Here is an 18,619-nt window from a genome sequence, read left to right as displayed (position 1 = left end):
AAGGGGACCGTTCGGCACTGCCCGAAGGCAAGGTCCGCGCACCAGAGTGGACCGTGCCGGCAGCGGCACGGCCTGTGAAGGAGGAGCGTCATGCAGCACCGAACGGTCTTCGAAGTCATGACGCATGACGTGGTCACCGCGGCTCCCGGGACTCCGTTCAAAGAGGTCGCCCGTCTCCTCTCCGAGCACGACATCTCAGCGGTGCCGGTCATCGACGACGGCCGGCACCCGCTCGGCGTGGTCTCGGAGGCCGACATGCTGCGCGCCACCGCGGAACTCCCTGACCTGGAAGGCCGCTGGGCGGGAGTCCGGCCGCTGTCCCAGGAGCGCGGGCTGCCCGACGCGGAGACGGCCGCCGGCCTGATGACCTCCCCGGCCATCACGGCACAGGCGAGCTGGAATCTCGTCGAGACGGCCCGGACGATGCACCGCAAAGGCGTGAAACGGCTGCCCGTGACCGACGAGACCGGACGACTCGTCGGGATCGTCAGCCGCAGCGATCTACTCAAACCCTTCCTCCGCCATGACTCCGCAATCCGTGGCGAGATTGAGCACGATGTCCTGGTCGGCACTCTGCGCCTGCCCGCCGGCGCGATCCGTGTTGCTGTCACGGACGGAGTCGTGACCCTGACCGGCCGTGTCGACGAGCGCGCCGACATCCCTGTGATCGTACGGCTCTGCCGCTGGGTGGACGGAGTGGTGGCCTTGCACGAGTCGATCGACTACGCCTACGACAACGTCGCTCTCGACGTGGAGCCGCCACGATGAGCCCCCGGCGGACACATGTCATCCACGATCACCCCCCGCCCTGTGTCTCTCGCCCGATGACTCCGGGCGGCCTGGCCGGGTACGCCCGCGCAGGAAGGAGCGAATGATGCGTCATCGCAGGATCAGCGAACTGATGACTCGTCAGGTGATAAGTGTCCGCGGCGGCACCCCGTTCAAGGAGATCGCGCGGACGCTGTCTCAGCACCAGATCACCGCGGTGCCAGTGGTGGACGAAGGGAATCGGGTGCTCGGGGTGGTCTCGGAGGGGGATCTGCTGCGCAAGACCGCCGACCGTGTCACCGCGCCGGACGACCTCCCGGCCGGCGTGGGGCTTCAGACGTGGGAGCGGGCCAAAGCCGAAGGAATACGGGCCGAGGAGCTGATGTCCGCGCCGCCCGTCTGCGTCCGCCCGGAGTGGACCGTGGCCGAGACGGCCCGGCTGATGGAGGCACAGGACGTGAAACGCCTCGCTGTCGTGGATGAGGAGGACCGGCTGCTGGGCATCGTCAGCCGCCGCGACCTGCTGGGGATCTTCCTGCGAGGGGACGACGAGATCCGCCGGGAGATCGTCGAGGACGTCCTCGCCGGGACGCTGCACCTCGATCCGGACGCTCTCGCCGTCGAGGTGCGGAACGGGTGCGTGGAGCTTGGCGGCCGGCTGCCCTTCCGGGGCATGATCCCCGCGATCGAGCGCATGTGCGCAACGGTCGACGGTGTGGTGTCGGTTTCCGCCCGCTTCACGTACGACACGGACGACAGCGCGGCGTTCACGCCGCGAGGTGAACGACAATGACCTCACGAGCTTCTCGACCCGCGCGCGCCGGCCCTGCCCGACCGGGAAACCCTCGCCGGTCCGCGCGGTGGACGCATCTCCACCGCCGTCCTGCGCCACGCCACGCATTGGGTCGACGCGGTCACCGAGCTCGGCTACGAACACCTGCGCCGCCATGACCTCCGGCTCACCGGACTCACCTGGTTCGCCGACGCAGGAGTCCAGGTCCACGTCTGGTCCACGTACTCCGGAGGGTCGTCGGCCACGATTCCCTGACCACCACCCAGCGCTACCTCCACCGGGACATACACAAGATCACAGCCGCCGACGCAGCGCGCTCCCTGCCGAGCCCGATCGTCATGACCCGCTGACGCCGGTCAAGGGCGCCCGACCAGGACACCGGTCCCCCCGACTGGTCCCCAAAACGATCAAGGGCCGGTTTCGGATTTCTCCGAAACCGGCCCTTGATCTGCGACTGTCTCCAGTCGGGACGACAGGATTGAATCTGCGACCCCTTGACCCCCAGAAGTAGGGCCTGTCCCAGCGCGAGGTTGAGGCGGTCTCCCGTGAGCAGGCCGTGCCATACCGCCACCGGCAGTCCGCCAGACCACTTGACATCCAGGCTCCGCAGGTCGTTTGCGCCGCGCGCCAGGGCAGCGTCGTGATCCTTCCGACTGCTGCGGATGCCTCGCACGATCTCGTACGAGAGGTACGCACGCGCGCCCGGCCCTTCCCAGAGCCGCCCTGCCGCGCCCTGCCACCGACGCAACAGGTCCACGAGTGCCCCGGACACCCGGCCGTTGCCGCCGAGCACCGCGAAGGCCGGGTCCGCGCGGAAACTCGGGCATGGGAAGAGTCATTTGCGGCAGCTACGACGAGCTCCTCCAGGTCTACGAACCGGGCCGCCTGGGCCCGAAGCGTCTCCAGGTACCGCGCCTTGGCCCCCAGTGACGGCTTCGCCCACTCCCCCAGCCAGGGAAAGCGAGCGAGCAGAGTCTGTGCCTGAAACAGGCTCCGTCCCGCGCCGAGCCAAGGGGAGAAGATCCCCGCAGAGTCTGGGCATCCTCCCGCAGCGATGTGCCGCCTTCCACATCCTCATCGTCATGACCGTCGAAATCCTTCCCGTGCACAGGCTTGTCAGGTGTACGGACCGGCAGGAACTCCCTTGTCAACGACCATTGAGATGCCCAGGTGGGTGACCGAGAACTGCGGCGACGCCATTGCGAAGTGCGAACTGGCGCAGTTCGGCAAGCCCTTTTCATCCGACCTGCCCTGCTGAACGGTTCCAGCATGAGCATGTGTTCCAGAGAGCCGTCTGTAAAGGCACTGTTGCGGGCGGGCTTCGGTTGAGAAGGTGTGAAGTTGATGAGGCAACGGGCTCATCGGAGTAAGTGAGGTCGAAGTGGTACGGCGTAGAAACCTGATGGCTTCGGGCATGGCGGTTGCTCTGGCAGGCGGAGGTGCGGCTGCCTACGGCTTGGCAGGCAGGGGCGCCGCAGGGGCCAGGGCCACTTCTGGCGACTTGGCTGCCAGCCCCGTCCAGTTGCGCGGACTCTTGCCGGAGCGATATGTGGCGTTGGTCGCGCTCGATATCGAACGGCCTCGAAGTGGGCTGAGAGAAATAGTGAAACGGGTTCACGCGGCCGCCGAGCCGGGTACGTCTGTGGGCTTCGCCCTTGGGGCGACACTTTTCGGGCCCGCGGATTCACTTCCTCGCCAGCTCAAGGCGATGCCGCACTTCGCGGGCGATCTCCTCGAGCCCGCCATGTCGCACGGAGACATTCTTGTGCACATCGCGGGCGACAAGGCCTCGGCGATACGGAAGTCCGTCGAAGGCATCAGAAGCACGACCCCCTCTCACTGGAAAATTCGGTGGCACATCGATGGCTCTCGTCCCGCCAACCGAGTCGAGGGCGGCAGTGGCCTGGCCCGAAACCCGTTCCACTTCACTGAGGGCTTCGGCAATCCCGGCACCGAGAGGGAATCCCTCGCCCGCGCGCTCACCACCGCCGATCAGGACGAGCCTCAGTGGGCTGTGGGCGGCAGCTATCAAGTTGTGCGCATCATCCGGTTCGCGACGGACCTATGGGACAAAGACTCAGCACATGAACAGGAACGGATCATCGGCCGCCGACGCGACGGTGGATGGCTTGACGGCACACCCGTCGACGAGCGGCCAAACTATGCGGCCGATCCGACGGGCAGGCTTACGCCGCTTGATTCACATGTACGTCTCGCAGCTCCTGACCGCCGCAACTCACCACCGATCGTGAGGCGCAGCTACAGCTACGACCAGGGCAACGGTGACACTGGGATCATATTCTCCTGTTTCCAGCGAGACCTGACGCAAGGATTCGAAACAACCCAGAAACGACTGGAAGGGGAATCCATGGCGAAGTACCTGCTGACCACCGGCGGTGGGTACTTCTTCGTTCCTCCGCACGGCGACGGCTGGATGGACACACTCACGCACTGAGCCGCGTCCCGCCCGTCTCCGAGTGCAGTTGGACGGTTGCAAGAGAACGTTCTGTCCTGGCGGGGGTGTTTGATAGCTGGCGTGATGTCAGCTGCTTGGGGCGGACCCTGCCGACGTGTGAGGATCCGCCCGCGAGTGTGATGTGTGCGGACTGGCGATGTGGCGGTAGCCGGTGCGCCCGACGGTCTGGGAGGAAGAGATCTGGACCTGTTCGTGGTGTTATGCCGCCACGCAGGTGGGCGGCGAGTGGTTCGAGATCTCGCGACCTCCGTATCTGTCGATGGAGTTGCGCGGGGAGACGGCTGTCGCGGATGGCCCTGCCGTCGGCGCCTCCCACGCTTTTGGCATCTTTGATATGACGCTTTGCGGGATCCAGGAATTCGGCATGTCACCGCCTGACCACTGGTAGCTGCCGGAAAGGGAGGCAGCCTGTGGCGCGTGCGGGAAAGCGGCGGGTGTCATCAATGACCGCTGGCCGCAGGCGATGAGGGGCGAGGACGCGCCGGTCAGCGTGGCCCGGCGACTATGAATACTCCAGGTTCGCTTCTCGGGTGAACCTGCGGCTCATCAGGTCGATCAGCGCGAGGTGGATCATGGCCTCGGAGCGGTGCGGGTGGGTTTCGTAGTCGCGGCGAGGCGGCGGTAGTGCACGAGCCAGTCGAAGGTCCGCTCGACGACCCAACGCCGCGGAACACCTTGAATCCCCTCTAAGAGGGCGTTTACCTAGGTTTGTTCCGAAAGGCGGCTTTCATGACTGACCTGCTTTGTGGTGGTTCAGGCGGCATACGAGTTTCGTGACCTCCCGCCGCTCGGCGTCTGCCATCCGTTTCGCTCGCTTCTACCGCTGGAAGTCCGTCTGGTTTGAGGATGCGGTAGAACCTCCGGTGATCAGCGGAACGGCACCTTCCGGTCCTCCCGTGCCAACGCTACGGTGTGAGCCAGCGGAAGCCGTACCCCAGCGACCTGTCCGACGCCCGATGGGCCCTGATCGAGCCGACCCTGACGGAATGGAGAAAAGCCAGGCTCGACCGCAGGCCCACCGGCCAGCCGGCCAAAGTCGACCTCCGCGACGTGTTCAACGCGGTCGTCTACGTGAACCGCACCGGAATCCCCTGGAAATACCTCCCGCACGACTTCCCGAACCACGGCACTGTCTACGCCTACTACGCCGCCTGGCGCGACGAGGGAATCTTCGCCCAGCTCAACTACGACCTCACCGGCCTGGCCCGCGTGAAGGAAGGCCGCAAGCCCGAACCCACAGGCTCCGTCATCGACACCCAGAGTGTGAAGACCTCCACCAACGTGCCCCTGACCAGCCAGGGAACGGACGCCGCGAAGAAGATCGTGGGCCGGAAGCGGGGCATCCTCACCGACACGATCGGCCTGCTCCTCGCAGTGACCGTCACCGCCGAGAGCCTCTCCGAAAACGCCCTGGGAATACGCCTCCTCGACCAGGCCAAGAAGACGTACCCGACCATCGCCAAGAGCTGGGTAGACACCGGCTTCAAGAACGCCGTTGTCGAACACGGCGCGCAGCTCGGAATCGACGTCGAAGTCGTCAACAGAAACCCCGGAGTTCGCGGCTTCCATGTCGTGAAAAGGCGCTGGGTAGTAGAGCGGAGTATCGGTTGGATCATGATGCACCGACGTCTAGCCCGCGACTACGAGACCCTCACCGCCAGCTCCGAAGCCATGATCCACGTCGCGTCGATCGACAACCTCGCCAAGCGCATAACGGACGAGACCACACCAACCTGGCGAGGAACGTACTAGGGCATAAGAGGCAATCCGCCCACACTAAACGCCCTCTAAGGGCTGTCCCGTAATCCCTGGTGGATCAGCGCGCGGCGTCAGATGCGGTGCATCGCAAGGCGGAGGGACGCCCACATACTGGATGTATGCGGGCGTGCCGACAACGCGGCGAGGTGCCGTAGCTGTCGTCGTGCGCCCGCCAGGGATTACGGGACAGCCCTTAGGCAGGGTCTCGGCGGGTGACTTCGACGTCGATGGCGAGGCGGGCGCCGTGCTCGATGACCTTGGTGCGGTAGCCGGTGTCGGCCCAGGCTTTGGTGACGCGGGGGTGGTCCGTAGCGATGTTCGAAAGCACGTGGATGCCGGCGACGTTGTCGGAGACTCCAGCGGCCGTGACCAGCACGGCCAGGAGGAGGCCGAGTGTGTCGACGCCGATGTGGCGCTTGCGGCTTGCGATCTTCTTGCCCGCGTCGATGCCCTAGCCTGACGCGGGCACGTTTGCCGAGGTCTTGATGCTCTGGGCGTCAAGGATGTAGGCGGTCGGCTCGGCATCCCGGCCCTCGACTTCCCTCACAACGCTTTCACGGCCTCCGGCACTCGACCGCCACCCCGCTCCTGGAGCAGGGTGGCGACCTTGTCGTGATCAAGGAACTCTTCGGCCACGCCCACATCGGCGTCACCGCCAGCATCTACGCTCATGTCCGACTTCGCCTCCAGCGCCAAGCCATCGATACCCTTGGCAACGCCCTGCGCGACCCTGCGGCCCGACGACAGCGACGAACCGCCACTTTGTGCAGCGCCCATCGCTGACGTTGCCGTCAATTACTGCCGTCAGACCCCCAGAGGACCCACCGGAGCGCATTCCGGCGTGGCCTCTGTGTTCATTCATTGGTATGAACAAAAAATCCGCGAGCGAAGGCGACGACCTATTGCCGATCCCTAGGGCGCCTCGGATTTTCAATCTCTTCTTGCGGTTCTGGAATATCGATCGAAATCTCGCCGAGTTCCCCCTTCGACACTCTGTCGAAGGAGGAGATTGCGGATCGCACATCATCGCGAACCCATCCAGTGCGGATGAAGAATTCACTACGAGACAATGCTTCTGCTGATTCGATTACACAGGCGAGGAGTCGACCAAGCTCAACCTCCGTCAAGGTGAGCATGAAGCTGTTTTTATCGCGCTTGAGCTGCATACATCACCCGTTCGGGTCGAGTCGGGACAGAAAGATTTCGGCCGACGCCTTGAAGGCTGTCATCGAGTATGCGCCGCGCTGAATAATCATGACTCCACGGCCTGAATCATACCATCCCATTCCTCCACCCTTAATCGCCTTCCCCGTGCCACTATTTGCATACATGTCAAGATAATCTGCGAGCTCGTCGTCAACCATTCCCAGACGGTGACTCACATTTCCCTTGGCGACTCCGTCACCAATATGCAGAACACCTTGATAGGCAGCGTCGGAACACCCGCCCATTCCACCGGAATTGTGGACGAGGACCCGGGTGGCACCAGCGAGCACATAGTACGTGTGGAGGTCTGCGACGGTGAGGTTGCAGACAGTGGTGGTTGTGGCGTTAGGTGACGGCGGTGATCTTTACCCAGGTGCCGTTGCTCGTCCGGAGCCATTGGCCGGAATGAGTTGATCGGCTTCGACCCAGCGGTTCAGAGCAGGGACCCAGAAGGGGGGCGTCCATGGCCGTCAGTGTGTGGGATGTGCCCGTGTCGAGGGTGATGCCGACCAGTTATTTGTCACCCGTCATCCAGCGCAAGCCCTCTCTCCATCTTCTCGTTCGCAGATGGAAATCTCCCGCCGAGAAACCCCGCCGATCTCACTTACAAGAACGGCTTAGCATCGTCACCTCTGTCCGGGAGAGTCACTCATCACCTTCAACGCTTCACGCGCCGCTGCAACGACATCGCCCCACGCTTGGGAATGAACTATCTCCTCGTCGCTTGATGCGGGAGAGGACAGAACGGAATCAAGCGCAGAGTTCAATGCAACCATTGCTGAAACTTCTTCGTCGTCAACAAGGACGTACCCTAGCCTTCCGCTCGGCTCGACCAAGAGACCTGAGTCATCGAAGAAATCTAGCGCCTCATCGAGGCCAGAGGCACGCGGGTCTTGGCTCACCCAATATTCCTCTTGCCAATCCCTGTCTCCAAGCTTGACCAGCCAGTCGACCAATTGGGTCCGCACCCAGGGCGTCTGGAGGTCGTGACCCTTAGGGGGCATTCCAGTTCCTCCACGCCTGCCACTCACTGAGTGGAATATGAGCCTCCACCGGATAATCTTGTATTCGCGCATTGGGAGGCAGAAGCTCTCCGCCGCGCCCCACAACCCTTCCCCCGGAGTTAATCACCACGTGATCAACTTGCTGAGTGCCCCACTGAGAGTTGAGGTCCCCCCTGTCAATACGAACGCTGTCTTGCCCCTTCGGGGCGCGCCACACGAAGCCCTCCTTGTTGGCGTTCTTCCTGAACTTGCTAGTCATACTGGGGCCAGACCAGCCGCTCGGAATTTTTCCGCTCCCATACGGGAACCATCCAGGACCGACACCCGGGCAATTCGAGTTATGAACCAGGACCGGGGTCTCGCCCGCCAGCACATAGTACGTGTGCTACGCGGACCCCTCCACCTGCTTTTCCGCAGGTCAAACCCAGTTTGCTGGTCCGGCGACGTGCGTGGGTGTCCGTGGTTGTGCGGGGTTGTTGCCGTCAGCTACTGCCGTCAGACAGTTCAGCCCAGGTACGGCTTCTCGCGGTGTTCCAGGAAGTGCTGGATCCTGAGCCGTTGGGTGTGGTGCATCGGCAACTGCTCGATCTCTTCCGGCGGCACGAACCGGAGTTCGGTGGACTCGTCGGAGATAGCCAACTGACCGCCGGTGATGCGGGCGGTGAAGCAGACGTTGAACTGGCGGCGGACCTCGCCGTCGGTGTAGGTGATGATGTGTTTCGGGTCGGTGTAGGTGCCGACCAGGCCGGTGATCTCGACGTCGAGGCCGGTTTCTTCCTTGACTTCGCGGACGGCCGTGCCTGGCAGGGAGTCGGTGAGGTCCATTCCGCCTCCGGGCAGGGCCCATAGGTCGTTGTCGCGGCGGCGCTGGAGGAGGATGCGGCCGTGGTCGTCGGTGACGACGGCGGATGCGGCGACGACCATGCTGTTCGGCTTGGGCGCGTTCGGGTCGTCGTAGTACTCGGTGCGGGCCACGGTCAGCCTTCCTCTCGTACGGGGGTTGCTGTCGTCCACACGGCGTCGAAGCTCTCGGCGTAGGTGTCGAACATGCCGCCTGCCTCGTGTCGGCGAAGATGCCATACGGGGGCGGCGTAGGCGTTGACACCCCAGACGTGTGCGTTGACGAGTTGCTGGTCGTCGGCGCGGTAGAGGGAGTTGTAGAGCGTGGTGCTGTGGGTGCGGACTTCGATGCCGGGGGTGCCGGCGAGGGGCCTGTAGTGCATGAGCGCGAGGCGGCAGCGGGATTCGATGCCGTGGCCGAACCGCTCCTCTTGGCCGCGGGCTTGGACGTTGTCGCTGTCGGGGTCCCCGATCGCAATGCGGACGGTGCAGCCTTCGGCGGCGCGTTCGGTGAGGAGTTCGTTCAGTCGCGGGTACGCCTCGTGGAGGAAGACTGCCGCGTAGACGAGGATGTCGATCCGTTCCCGGGCCTGGGCCATCAGGTCGGTGAACGTCGAGGCGGGGATGTCTGCCCGCTGCTCGTAGAGCGCGACCAGTTCGGGGCTGATGGCGCGGGCGGGGCGGGCTTGGCGGAGCGCCGGCCAGAGTGCGTGCACGTCTTCTCCCAGGGCCTTGGCCGCCTGGAGGGCGGTGGCACGGCGTGGGATTCGCCCGAGGTTCACCCAGCGCTCGACCGACTTGGGGTCGACCTCGACCTGCTGAGCGAGTGCGGCGTACGTCCAGCCTCCCGCCGCCATGACGGCTCGTAGTCTCTCGTTCGGCACGAGTCTCCCCCCTTGTCTCAGGACGACACTAGGGACGTTCTACACGGTGCAGGACGTCCCGAAGTGGGGTTTGGTGGAGGTTCCTTCGTCCCGGTGACCGGCGTGAGGATCGGTGCCGACCCTGCGGCACCAACAGGCCCAGGGGCACGCATCAACGCCGCCGAGGAGCGTCACCGTGCGAATGAGCGCCACCCCATGTGTTCCCGCCCTGCGACTGGACGCCTGGTCGCGCGCCGCCTCGCCGGGGTGGTCACGATGACGTCCCCCACCCCTGATGCCGACGAGCACACCGTCTCGCCCGATGCCGGTGCCCTGGTGGTCGACCGGCGGAGCGGCAAGGTGGGCGTGGTGATGGGGCATGTGGGGACGTACGTGCAGCTTCGGCCGCCGCGCGGTGGCCGGGAGTGGGACGTGCCGCCAGGGGACGTACGTATGCCGACTCCGACGGAGGAGTTGAGCGCGAAGGTGGCCGTGGCCAACCGGAGGTGGGGACGGTGACTCCTCGCTCGGTCCTGCGCTACGAGACCTGGACGCTCCAGCCCGACCGCGAGCCGGATGCGGAGCCGGTCCTGTACGCGATGCAGTGCGCCGTGGACGGAGAGACCTCGCCGACGAGTGAGGACTTCGCCGAACCACAGGAATGGGTGCTGCGGCACTGCGGCCAGAACCCGTCCCACCACACCTACCGGGAGATCATCACCCGCCCCTGGCGGACCTGGCGCCAGATGTGACCTGCCTCGTTCTTGCCCAGGCGCCGCACCGCGCTGACCCACCCGACTCCCGTCCCTGCCGGGCGCGGCCAATCGAGGCTCCCCTGTCCTCGTCAGCCCCGGCAGGGACGGGCCTTCACGTGTGCGCCGCGCCCATGACCGTGAGGTTCTGGCCTCAGCCCCAGAAAGTCAGCCACGACGGCGGGCGCGCCAACGGATCACCCGCCACGTGTGTCTCGCTCAACCCCGCACTGGCATCAGCCCAGTTATCTCCATCGTCACGGCCCCAGCCAAGCACAATGGCCGCGTTCCGGACGACAGCTCCGCCGGGGTGCCGACGCCGCACGGTACGAGATAGCCGGACGGCCTCTCGGGGACCCGGCCGGTCTGCTGCTGAGCGGTCGGACAGCGGGGCTTCCGATTGACAGTCCGGCCTGTGCCTCTGGGCCCTGCGCGCCGAGTGGTCGGCGGCCGTCGCCAGCGGGGCGGCAGACAGGAGCGGGCGGCGGTCACCGACCGCCGGCGCGCGGCGGCCCGCGTCAGCGGGACGCCCTTGATCAAGTAAAGAAACTCTGAACAGCTCACCCGCTGGTCAAGCTGCCCCGCCGATGGTCAGGGCCGCTGTTGCCGGCGCTTCTTCGATTCGGCCAGCGCGGTGTTCAGCTTCTCGCTCGGCGACATGTCCGGCTCGGCGTCGTCGTCATGCAGGGGTGGCAGGAACAGGCCGCGTCGGCTCTTCTCCCGCTTGACCTTCCGGCGCTCGCCGTAAAGCCGCTGATGCTCCTCCCGAACCACGTCCCATCGCCGGTCCAGCTCTGCTTCCAGCGCCAGCAGCTCCTCGTCGCTGAGGTCGGCGAACTCGGTGGCGGCAGCACGCGCCTCGCGGGCGATCTCATCGCGCAGCAGGTAGTTCGTGATCGTCCCGTGGTGCTTGCCCGGCTCCGGTTCCTGGCGCACGAAAACACCGCGCCCCTTGACCGCGTATACCAGCCCAGCTTGCTTGAGGCTTCGATAGGCGTTCTGGGCGGTGGAGTTGGCGACTTTGAACCGCTCTTGGATCTCCCGGGCGGGAGGGAGCTGGGAGCCCGGAGGGTAGGTGCCCTCCGCGATTTCCCGGCGGAGGATGTCGGCGACCTGGGCGTACGGCGGTCGGGCATCTTCGTTGCGGATGACGTCGACCGGCCAGTCCGGCCCTTCGGTGTCGGCGCCCTCGTGATCACCGTCGGCCTTTTCGGCGCTCCCGCCGACGGAGGTGCTGACATAACTGCCCCGGCCGAGCTGCGAGTAGACCAAGCCTTCCTGCTTGAGCACGCGCAGGGCGTTCTGGACGGTGGAGCTGGAGACCCCGAACCGATCGCGCAGCACGTTGGCCGAGGGCAGACGCTCGCCGGGGCGGAACTCGCCGTTCAAAATCGCGTCCCGCAGGGCCTCAGCGGCCTGTAGGTACGGCGGCCGGGAGTCCTCGTCCAAGGGCAGGGTCATGCCCCCACGGTATCGCCAGCAGGCCGTAGCGATACAGGCACATCCCCGGGTTCCCCACTTGACCACCTACCAACCTGATCGAAGTCACAACCTAATCGACCTTGCAAGTTAAGCGATTATCTCCTTATGCTCCATGTCGAGCCGATCGAACGGCTCCATCGAACAAAGGGTGTGATGGCATGGCCATGACTCGAATCCGTGTTGCCCTGCTGCCGTCGGCGGTGTGCATCGCGGGCACCGACCCGGCGCTGAAGATCAAGGACCAGCAGACCGGGGAGGTCGCCACCGACCGGGAGACCGGGGCGTCGCTGTACACGGTGACCGTGATGCTCATGGAGGACGGCCGGGCCGAGGTCCTGAAGATCACCGTCCCTGAGACCGGGCTGGCCGCCGGGCTCAAGCCGGGTGTGATGGTGCGACCCGTGGAGCTGTTCGCGACCCCGTGGGCGCGGATCTTCAACGGGCAGCTCTCCGACGGCGTCGCCTACCGCGCCGCCCGCCTGGAGCTGGTGACGGTGGAGGCAACCCAGTGATCCGCTTCGAAAGTTCCGTGCCGGAGTACGCGCCGGACGCGCTGTTGGCCGTGGGCGTCCTGGTCGGCGTGTGGCTGCTGGTGACGGTGGTGCGCTACGTGCGGGCCGACCGGGGCACGAGGGTTAGCATGCGGCAGGCCGTGCGGGTGCGCTGGGGCTGGGTACGGCTCGCGCGGATGGCCGGGCTGACGGTCACCGACAAGACCCCCGGCCTGCTCGCACAGATCACCGGGCCCAAGGACGGCCCCGCCCCCGCGCCCCGGGTCCTGACGCCGAAGATCAAGGTGAAGCCGGACCGGTTCGGTGTGATCGTCCGGGCCCGGACGCTGCCGCAGGTCGGGGTGGAGGAGTACCAGAAGTCGGCGCGGTTCCTGGCGGACGCCTGGCGGTGCACGCGGGTGTCCGTCCTGCCGGACGGCCCCGGCAGGGTGGTGATCCGGGGCGTGCGCTCCGACCCGCTGACCACGCCGACCACGCACCGGCCCTCCGGCCTCCCGCCCGTGGACCTGACGCGCTGGGAACTGGGCATCGACGAGTACGCCGCGAAGGTGTGCGTGTCCCTGGCCAACGTGCCCGGGGTGACGGTGGCCGGCGTCCCGGGTGCGGGCAAGACCTCCGGGGTCAACAAGTTCGTCTGCGACTTCGCGCCGTCTCCGTCCGTGCAGATCGTAACGGCGGACGGCAAGGTGTCGCGGGCTTCGGAGGGCGACTACGCCGACCTGGTCAAGCGGATGTTCGCATTCTGCGGGGACGACCTCGATGAAGCCAACGCGCTGTTCAAGCGCCTGGTGGAGCTGCGCAAGCGGCGCTCGGCGACCATCCGTGACGTGCTGGGCGTGAAGAACATGTGGCACGTCGGCCCCTCGCCGCAGTGGCCGCTCACGGTCCTGATCATCGACGAGGCGCACACGTACTTCCGCGAGTACAAGGGCAGCGACGCCACCACCAAACGGCTGGCCGCGCTGACGGCGGAGAACGCCCGGCTGGTGGAGGACCTGGTCAAGAAGGGCCGAAGCGTCGGCATCCTGGTGATCCTGATCAGCCAGAAGACTACCGGCGACGCCATCCCCACCTTCATCCGCGACGTGTGCCCCATCGGGCTGTCCTTCGCGCAGAAGACCGTGGAAGCCGCGGTGGCCGCGCTCGGTGACGACATCCGCAACTGGCCCGACGCCAGCCCGGTCACCTTGCAGGACCCCGCCTACGTCGGCGTCGCGGTGATGGCGATGCAGGGCCGCCCCGGCTACACCCGCATCCGCACCCCCTACGTCTCCGACGCCGACGCGGCCCGCGTCGCCGAAGCCACCTCGCACCTGACCGCCGACCCCGACCTGTGCCTGGACGCCCTCCTGCACTCGACCGGCCGGACGGCAACGCCCGCGCCCACGCTTACCAAGTGATCCCGAACAGCCCATATCGGAAAGGAGGTTGAGATCATCGCGGAGGAACGGTTCACCCGGCGCACCGTGACCGTGGTCATGGCGGTCATCGCGGCCCTGGCCTTCGTCTTCTCCTTCGGCAACGTCTGGGCGCTCGCCCTGCGTCTCGGTATTCCGCACCCGATCGCGCCGCTGATCGCCCCCATGGTGGACCTGTCCGTCGTCGGGCTCCTGGTCGCTCTGCGGTTCCTGACCCTGCGCGGCGTCCCCAAGCATGAGCTGAAGGCCGGTACCCGGCTGCTGCACCTGTGCGGGCTGCTCACCCTCGCGCTGAACACCGCCGAACCGCTGCTGGCCGGACGCTACGGACGGGCCTGCCTGGACACCGTCGCCCCGCTCCTGCTCCTCGGCTGGGGCCACGTCGGCCCTGCCTTCCTCGCTCAGTTCCACACTCCCACCGCCCCTACCCCGCGTCTGGAGGACGCTGTCACTCCCGTCTCCAAGCCGGTGCCCGACGAAGCACCCGCACACGAATCGGCACCCTCGGCCCCCATCCCTGTCACCGTTGCCTCGCCGACCGAGGAACCGCCGACCGCCCCTGCTCCCGTCGCCGTCGCCAAGACGGCCCGGCCCACCTCCAGCCCGGCCCTGCCTGCTCCCCTGCTGGACGCGGCCCGGCGCATCGCGGACACCCACCGCGCCGAGCACGGAACACCGATCACCGCCGCCCACCTGGGCACACGCATGGGCGTCGCCCTGCCGGTGGCCACCGCCGCACTCGCTCAGCTCTGAGCCCCGACCCGCGCTGGCCGCATCCCCCTCGCTGAACCCCACGCCCACCCGACGGGCCTGGTTCGTCATGCCCCGAGCAGCACCAACACGCACTCCCGCATGGCTGGTTGCTGCTCGGGGCCACCCACCCGAACAGAAGGGACACGCCCCGAATGGTCACCTTGGACCTGCGCCACGTGGCAAGCCCCGCCGTACGGGACCTGCTCCACCTGGTCAACCACCCCGACTTCGACCGCGCACAGCAACAGATAGAACGCCTCGGCGGCTGCACCGAACCCGTCCGCCTGACCGGCCACACCACCACCGTCGACACCACGACCGGCGAAATCCTGCGCTCCTACACCTCCTCCGCCGAACCGACGGGCAGCCTGCTCACCACGTGCGGCAACCGCCGTGCCTCCCGCTGCCCGGCCTGCTCCCGCCTCTACGCCGCCGACACCTACCACCTCATCCGCGCCGGCCTCTCCGGCGGCAAGACCGTGTCCGACACCGTCCGCACCCACCCTCGCGTCTTCGCCACCCTCACTGCCCCCTCCTTCGGCCCCGTCCACAACCGCCCCACCACCCCCAGCGGCGACATCAGGCCCTGCCGCTGCCGCAAGCTCCACGAACCCACGGACAGCCTGCTGGGCACGCCTCTGAACCCGGCGACGTACGACTACACGGGCGCGGTCCTCTTCAACGCCCACGCCTCCGCCCTGTGGGCCCGCTTCACCACCTACCTGCGCCGCGAGCTCGCCGCCCGACTCGGCATGACCCAGAAGGCCGCCCACGCGGTCCTGCGGGTCTCCTTCGCCAAGGTCGCCGAGTACCAGCAGCGCGGCCTGGTCCACTTCCACGCCGTGATCCGGCTCGACGGCCCGGACGGCACCAGTCAGCCCCCGCCGCCGTACGCCACCGTCGCAGTGCTCACCGACGCTGTACGCGCCGCCGCTGCACGGGTCCGCGTCACGGTCGAGTCCGACGCGGTCGGGGAACGCGAACTCGGCTGGGGCGAACAGCTCGACGTACGCGAGATCGCCGCCTTCGGCGCTGACGCCGAATTCACCGACCGGGCCGTGGCCGCCTACGTGGCCAAGTACGCCACCAAGTCCGCCGACGCCTCCGGCTCCCTCGACCGCGCCCTGTACTGCCGCACCTGCCAGGGACGCGGCGCCACCCTTCTGCCCCACGGAACCCCGCTCCCCTGCACCACGTGCGACGGCACCGGACAGGCACGGCCCCTGCCCCGCCTCGCCGTCGCCCGCCACGTGCGGCAGATGATCCGCACCTGCTGGGAACTCGGCAAGCTGCCCGAGTTCGCCCACCTCAAGCTCTGGAAGTGGGCACACATGCTCGGCTTCCGGGGCCACTTCTCCACCAAGTCCCGCCGCTACTCCACCACCCTCGGCGCGCTGCGCGCCGCCCGCGGCGCCTGGCGCACCGAACAGGCCCGCGCCCACGCCGTCCTGCCCGAGTCCCACCCGACAACCACGCTCGTTGTCGGCCACTGGACCTACCTCGGCTCGGGCTATAGCCCCGGCGCCGCGCTCCTGGCTGCCGCTGTCTGGCATCGCAGGGAGCTGGAACGCCGGTTCATCGCCGAAGGGGGCTGCTGATGGCCTCGCGCCCGCCCACTGTCCTCTACCCGAAGACAGAGCCAGCGCTGGACCTGCTGACGGTGCCCCAGGTCATGGCCCGCCTCCAACTCGGCCGCTCCGCCGTCTACGACCTGCTCCGCACCCGCCAGCTCGCCTCGTTCACCCTCGGCCGCGCCCGCCGCATCCCCGCCCAGGCCCTCGCCGACTTCATCCGCACCCGCCTCGACCAGGAAGCCGCCTGATGACCACGCCCCGCGACACCAGCCCCTCCCGCCGTACCCGCGCCAACGGTGACGGAACCGTCTACCAGCGCAAGGACAGCCGCTGGGAAGCCGCCGGATACGTCCTCGCCCCCGGCAATACCCGTCGCCGTGTTCGCGTCTACGGCACCACCCGGAAGGAGGCCCTGGCCAAGCTCACCGAGAGGATCGCCAACAGCAACCGCGGCCTCCCCGTCCCCTCCGCACAGGGCACCGTCGGCGCATACCTGACCTACTGGCTGGCGAACGTCGCCGTCCACCACCTCCGCGAGAACACCCACACCCGCTACGCCACTTGCGTCCACCGGTACCTCATCCCCGGCCTGGGCAAGAAGAAGCTCACCAAGCTCACCGCCAAGGACATCCGCACCTGGCTCAACCAGCTCCGCACCACCTGCCAGTGCTGCACGCGCAGCATCGACGCCCGGCGCGACCAGCCCCGCTGCTGCGCCGCCGGCCAGTGCTGCCACAAGCTGCTCTCCCCGCTGACGCTCACCTACCTCCACTCCGTCCTCAAGTCCGCCCTGGAGCACGCCGTCCGGGAGGAAGAGATCCCCCGCAACGTCGCCCGCAACGTCCGCACCGGCACCCCACGGCCCCGACGCTTCGAACCCCTCACCGCCGACGAAGCCCGCCAGTTCCTCTCGACCACGCGCGGACACCGGCTGCACGCACTGTTCGAACTCGCCCTCCACACCGGACTCCGCAAGGGCGAACTCCTCGGCCTGCACTGGGAAGACCTCGACCTCGACGCCGGCACCGCCGCCATCCGCCGCACCCTCCAGCGCACCAGCGCAGGCGGGCTCACCACGCTGCCCACCAAAACGCGGGCCTCCGAGCGCCGCATCGCCCTTCCCAGCCGTTGCCTCCACTCGCTGAAGCTTCACCGCGAGCAGCAGCAGCGCGAACGCGAGGCCGCAGGCACCACCTGGCAGCACGACGGGCACGTGTTCACTACGGTGCAGGGCAAACCGATCGACCCGACCAACATCACCCGCGCCTTCACCACGCTCCTCCGCAAGGCCGGCCTCCGTCGCATCCGCTTCCACGACCTCAGGCACTCGACTGCGACCCTGCTCCTGGAACAGGGAGTCGAACTCGTCGTGATCAAGGAACTCCTCGGCCACGCCCACATCGGCATCACCGCCACCGTCTACGCCCACGTCAGGCTCCGCCTTCAGCGCGACGCCATCGAGGCCCTCGGCACCGCGCTCGTCGGCCGGGAGACCACTGAGACGGCACGCTCCGACAGCGACGAACGGCCGCCCTGCGCCTCACTCGTCCGCTGACGTTGCCGTCAACTACTGCCGTCATGACCCACGGGAGCCCCACCAATGGGGCTCCCGTTTCGCTTTAGCGATTTGCCGATCAGTCCCCGTCGACGCCCGGCATGTAGCGCATAATGTCTCACATGAACTCTCTCGCCCTCACGGACAGCCCGGACCTGCTGCGATTTCTGCGGAGGTGGTACGGCGCCCCGAAATCACCCAATGTGAGACTGGGGGAATCGCCCGATGCACCCAGGGAGCTTGTCGAGTGGCATGAAATCTCTGCCCAGTGGGGCGGGGAGATCACTTCACACAACTACGCCATCCCCCTCGCGGAACTCGTAGCAGAAGACGGAATGATTCCGTTCTGGGTTGAGAACCAAGGAACTCGGGTTTGGGCATTCGACCCGAAAAGTGAAGATCGCTCCGTGTACGAGCGAGAGCCGTCCGACGAACCGACCCCGTGGCGACGGACGGGCGAGCAGCTCTCGTATTTCTTGATTCACGCCACAATCCTGGAGGCAATCCTGGGGGCTCCTGCGACGAAAGTCGCGCAAGGAGTCCCGGCAGATTGGCTCTGGTCTCGGGAAGGAAGCCATGAGCTCCCCTTCCCTGCGTGGAACTGGCCGGCCAACGATTCGCGCATCCTCCTCGGCGAGAGCTGGCTGGCTCTCGTCCACCCGAGCGACGATCCCGGCGCAGGTCATGACATCACCCTGGCAGCAAGAGTGCCAGGTGATCTCTCTTGGGCGGAGAATACGCCAGGAGTCAAGTGGCGCTCATACTCCGATGCTCAGGACTATACAACCGATGAACCACTGCCCTGGTAGGCAGTGAAACACGAATCGGCGGCCGATCCACCTGGATCGGCCGCCGATTCCTTTCC

Annotated in this window: 19 protein-coding genes and 4 pseudogenes; 15 read left to right on the top strand and 8 right to left on the bottom strand. The window is 66.7% G+C overall.

Going from position 1 to position 18,619, the window contains the following annotated elements:
• Positions 1-90: 90 nt before the first annotated feature.
• The 4 genes and pseudogenes from OHA98_RS14865 to OHA98_RS14855 all read left to right on the top strand — a co-directional run bounded on the left by OHA98_RS14865 (position 91) and on the right by OHA98_RS14855 (position 4,016).
• A complete protein-coding gene (locus tag OHA98_RS14865) occupies positions 91-768 on the top strand; it encodes a CBS domain-containing protein (RefSeq protein ID WP_266925983.1) in 678 nt (225 codons plus the stop codon).
• A 106-nt stretch (positions 769-874) separates the two neighbouring features.
• Positions 875-1,561: a CBS domain-containing protein gene (locus tag OHA98_RS14860; protein ID WP_266925981.1), complete on the top strand. Its 687-nt coding sequence runs from the start codon at positions 875-877 to the stop codon at positions 1,559-1,561.
• 57 nt (positions 1,562-1,618) lie between these two features.
• Positions 1,619-1,911 (top strand): annotated as a pseudogene (locus OHA98_RS42645) (tyrosine-type recombinase/integrase); the annotation flags it as partial.
• A 1,199-nt stretch (positions 1,912-3,110) separates the two neighbouring features.
• Entirely contained in the window at positions 3,111-4,016 is a 906-nt protein-coding gene (locus OHA98_RS14855) for a Dyp-type peroxidase (RefSeq protein ID WP_266925979.1), read from the top strand.
• 523 nt (positions 4,017-4,539) lie between these two features.
• Here the strand turns inward: OHA98_RS14855 and OHA98_RS14850 are convergent.
• A pseudogene (locus OHA98_RS14850) lies at positions 4,540-4,724 on the bottom strand (transposase); the annotation flags it as partial.
• A 225-nt stretch (positions 4,725-4,949) separates the two neighbouring features.
• Between OHA98_RS14850 and OHA98_RS14845 the strand changes: the two are divergent.
• The gene (locus tag OHA98_RS14845) at positions 4,950-5,789 is read left to right on the top strand and encodes an IS5 family transposase (RefSeq protein WP_266925977.1); all 840 of its coding nucleotides are present in this window, start codon (positions 4,950-4,952) and stop codon (positions 5,787-5,789) included.
• A gap of 220 nt (positions 5,790-6,009) precedes the next feature.
• On the opposite strand, the pseudogene OHA98_RS14840 reads toward OHA98_RS14845, so the two are convergent.
• Positions 6,010-6,339: pseudogene (locus OHA98_RS14840) on the bottom strand (transposase); the annotation flags it as partial.
• Positions 6,340-6,344: 5 nt separating this feature from the next.
• Here OHA98_RS14840 and OHA98_RS14835 point away from each other — a divergent pair.
• A pseudogene (locus OHA98_RS14835) lies at positions 6,345-6,578 on the top strand (tyrosine-type recombinase/integrase); the annotation flags it as partial.
• A 116-nt stretch (positions 6,579-6,694) separates the two neighbouring features.
• On the opposite strand, the gene OHA98_RS14830 reads toward OHA98_RS14835, so the two are convergent.
• The 5 genes from OHA98_RS14830 to OHA98_RS14810 form a co-directional block, all read right to left on the bottom strand.
• A complete protein-coding gene (locus tag OHA98_RS14830; RefSeq protein WP_266925975.1) occupies positions 6,695-6,961 on the bottom strand; it encodes a hypothetical protein in 267 nt (88 codons plus the stop codon).
• Positions 6,962-6,964: 3 nt separating this feature from the next.
• On the bottom strand, positions 6,965-7,159 hold the full coding sequence (locus OHA98_RS14825; RefSeq protein ID WP_266925973.1) for a hypothetical protein: 195 nt from the start codon (positions 7,157-7,159) through the stop codon (positions 6,965-6,967).
• A gap of 468 nt (positions 7,160-7,627) precedes the next feature.
• A complete protein-coding gene (locus OHA98_RS14820) occupies positions 7,628-8,077 on the bottom strand; it encodes a hypothetical protein (protein WP_266925971.1) in 450 nt (149 codons plus the stop codon).
• Between the two features lie 432 nt (positions 8,078-8,509).
• Positions 8,510-8,980, bottom strand: coding sequence for an NUDIX domain-containing protein (locus OHA98_RS14815; protein ID WP_266925969.1), 471 nt, complete (start codon positions 8,978-8,980; stop codon positions 8,510-8,512).
• Positions 8,981-8,982: 2 nt separating this feature from the next.
• On the bottom strand, positions 8,983-9,702 hold the full coding sequence (locus OHA98_RS14810) for an XRE family transcriptional regulator (RefSeq protein ID WP_266927923.1): 720 nt from the start codon (positions 9,700-9,702) through the stop codon (positions 8,983-8,985).
• Between the two features lie 273 nt (positions 9,703-9,975).
• Here OHA98_RS14810 and OHA98_RS14805 point away from each other — a divergent pair, with 273 nt between their 5' ends.
• Both OHA98_RS14805 and OHA98_RS14800 read left to right on the top strand, forming a co-directional pair.
• Positions 9,976-10,227, top strand: a complete 252-nt coding sequence (locus OHA98_RS14805) for a hypothetical protein (RefSeq protein ID WP_266927922.1) — start codon at positions 9,976-9,978, stop codon at positions 10,225-10,227.
• Positions 10,215-10,460, top strand: a complete 246-nt coding sequence (locus OHA98_RS14800; RefSeq protein WP_189954358.1) for a hypothetical protein — start codon at positions 10,215-10,217, stop codon at positions 10,458-10,460. The genes OHA98_RS14805 and OHA98_RS14800 overlap by 13 nt, the downstream gene beginning before the upstream one ends.
• A gap of 591 nt (positions 10,461-11,051) precedes the next feature.
• On the opposite strand, the gene OHA98_RS14795 is transcribed toward OHA98_RS14800, so the two are convergent.
• On the bottom strand, positions 11,052-11,909 hold the full coding sequence (locus tag OHA98_RS14795; protein WP_266925966.1) for a winged helix-turn-helix domain-containing protein: 858 nt from the start codon (positions 11,907-11,909) through the stop codon (positions 11,052-11,054).
• 191 nt (positions 11,910-12,100) lie between these two features.
• Here OHA98_RS14795 and OHA98_RS14790 point away from each other — a divergent pair, with 191 nt between their 5' ends.
• From OHA98_RS14790 to OHA98_RS14760, 7 genes are all read left to right on the top strand, one after another.
• On the top strand, positions 12,101-12,454 hold the full coding sequence (locus tag OHA98_RS14790; RefSeq protein WP_266925965.1) for a hypothetical protein: 354 nt from the start codon (positions 12,101-12,103) through the stop codon (positions 12,452-12,454).
• Positions 12,451-13,854: a cell division protein FtsK gene (locus OHA98_RS14785; RefSeq protein WP_323179554.1), complete on the top strand. Its 1,404-nt coding sequence runs from the start codon at positions 12,451-12,453 to the stop codon at positions 13,852-13,854. Before OHA98_RS14790 ends, OHA98_RS14785 begins: the two co-directional genes overlap by 4 nt.
• Before the next feature lie 36 nt (positions 13,855-13,890).
• A complete protein-coding gene (locus OHA98_RS14780; protein ID WP_266927920.1) occupies positions 13,891-14,625 on the top strand; it encodes a DUF2637 domain-containing protein in 735 nt (244 codons plus the stop codon).
• A gap of 152 nt (positions 14,626-14,777) precedes the next feature.
• Complete coding sequence (locus OHA98_RS14775) at positions 14,778-16,223, top strand: replication initiator (RefSeq protein ID WP_266925963.1); 1,446 nt, start codon at positions 14,778-14,780, stop codon at positions 16,221-16,223.
• Positions 16,223-16,447 (top strand): helix-turn-helix domain-containing protein, encoded by a 225-nt coding sequence (locus tag OHA98_RS14770; RefSeq protein WP_266925961.1) that lies wholly within the window; start codon positions 16,223-16,225, stop codon positions 16,445-16,447. Before OHA98_RS14775 ends, OHA98_RS14770 begins: the two co-directional genes overlap by 1 nt.
• Complete coding sequence (locus OHA98_RS14765) at positions 16,447-17,754, top strand: site-specific integrase (protein ID WP_266925959.1); 1,308 nt, start codon at positions 16,447-16,449, stop codon at positions 17,752-17,754. Before OHA98_RS14770 ends, OHA98_RS14765 begins: the two co-directional genes overlap by 1 nt.
• A gap of 122 nt (positions 17,755-17,876) precedes the next feature.
• A complete protein-coding gene (locus OHA98_RS14760; protein ID WP_266925958.1) occupies positions 17,877-18,563 on the top strand; it encodes a hypothetical protein in 687 nt (228 codons plus the stop codon).
• Positions 18,564-18,619: the final 56 nt, after the last annotated feature.

The sequence above is a fragment of the Streptomyces sp. NBC_00654 genome, from assembly GCF_026341775.1.
Classification (GTDB): domain Bacteria; phylum Actinomycetota; class Actinomycetes; order Streptomycetales; family Streptomycetaceae; genus Streptomyces.
The sequence above is the reverse complement of the archived record's forward strand: the minus strand, read 5'-3'. Positions and strand labels throughout refer to the sequence as shown.

What these genes read in the sequence shown, in the direction of transcription:
- OHA98_RS14810 (WP_266927923.1), bottom strand. Translation starts at nt 9,702, where the DNA reads ATGGCGGCGGGAGGCTGGACGTACGCCGCACTCGCTCAGCAGGTCGAG.
- OHA98_RS14860 (WP_266925981.1), top strand. Translation starts at nt 875, where the DNA reads ATGCGTCATCGCAGGATCAGCGAACTGATGACTCGTCAGGTGATAAGT.
- OHA98_RS14775 (WP_266925963.1), top strand. Translation starts at nt 14,778, where the DNA reads ATGGTCACCTTGGACCTGCGCCACGTGGCAAGCCCCGCCGTACGGGAC.
- OHA98_RS14820 (WP_266925971.1), bottom strand. Translation starts at nt 8,077, where the DNA reads ATGCGCGAATACAAGATTATCCGGTGGAGGCTCATATTCCACTCAGTG.
- OHA98_RS14765 (WP_266925959.1), top strand. Translation starts at nt 16,447, where the DNA reads ATGACCACGCCCCGCGACACCAGCCCCTCCCGCCGTACCCGCGCCAAC.
- OHA98_RS14760 (WP_266925958.1), top strand. Translation starts at nt 17,877, where the DNA reads ATGAACTCTCTCGCCCTCACGGACAGCCCGGACCTGCTGCGATTTCTG.
- OHA98_RS14790 (WP_266925965.1), top strand. Translation starts at nt 12,101, where the DNA reads ATGGCCATGACTCGAATCCGTGTTGCCCTGCTGCCGTCGGCGGTGTGC.
- OHA98_RS14830 (WP_266925975.1), bottom strand. Translation starts at nt 6,961, where the DNA reads ATGCAGCTCAAGCGCGATAAAAACAGCTTCATGCTCACCTTGACGGAG.
- OHA98_RS14825 (WP_266925973.1), bottom strand. Translation starts at nt 7,159, where the DNA reads ATGGTTGACGACGAGCTCGCAGATTATCTTGACATGTATGCAAATAGT.
- OHA98_RS14865 (WP_266925983.1), top strand. Translation starts at nt 91, where the DNA reads ATGCAGCACCGAACGGTCTTCGAAGTCATGACGCATGACGTGGTCACC.
- OHA98_RS14770 (WP_266925961.1), top strand. Translation starts at nt 16,223, where the DNA reads ATGGCCTCGCGCCCGCCCACTGTCCTCTACCCGAAGACAGAGCCAGCG.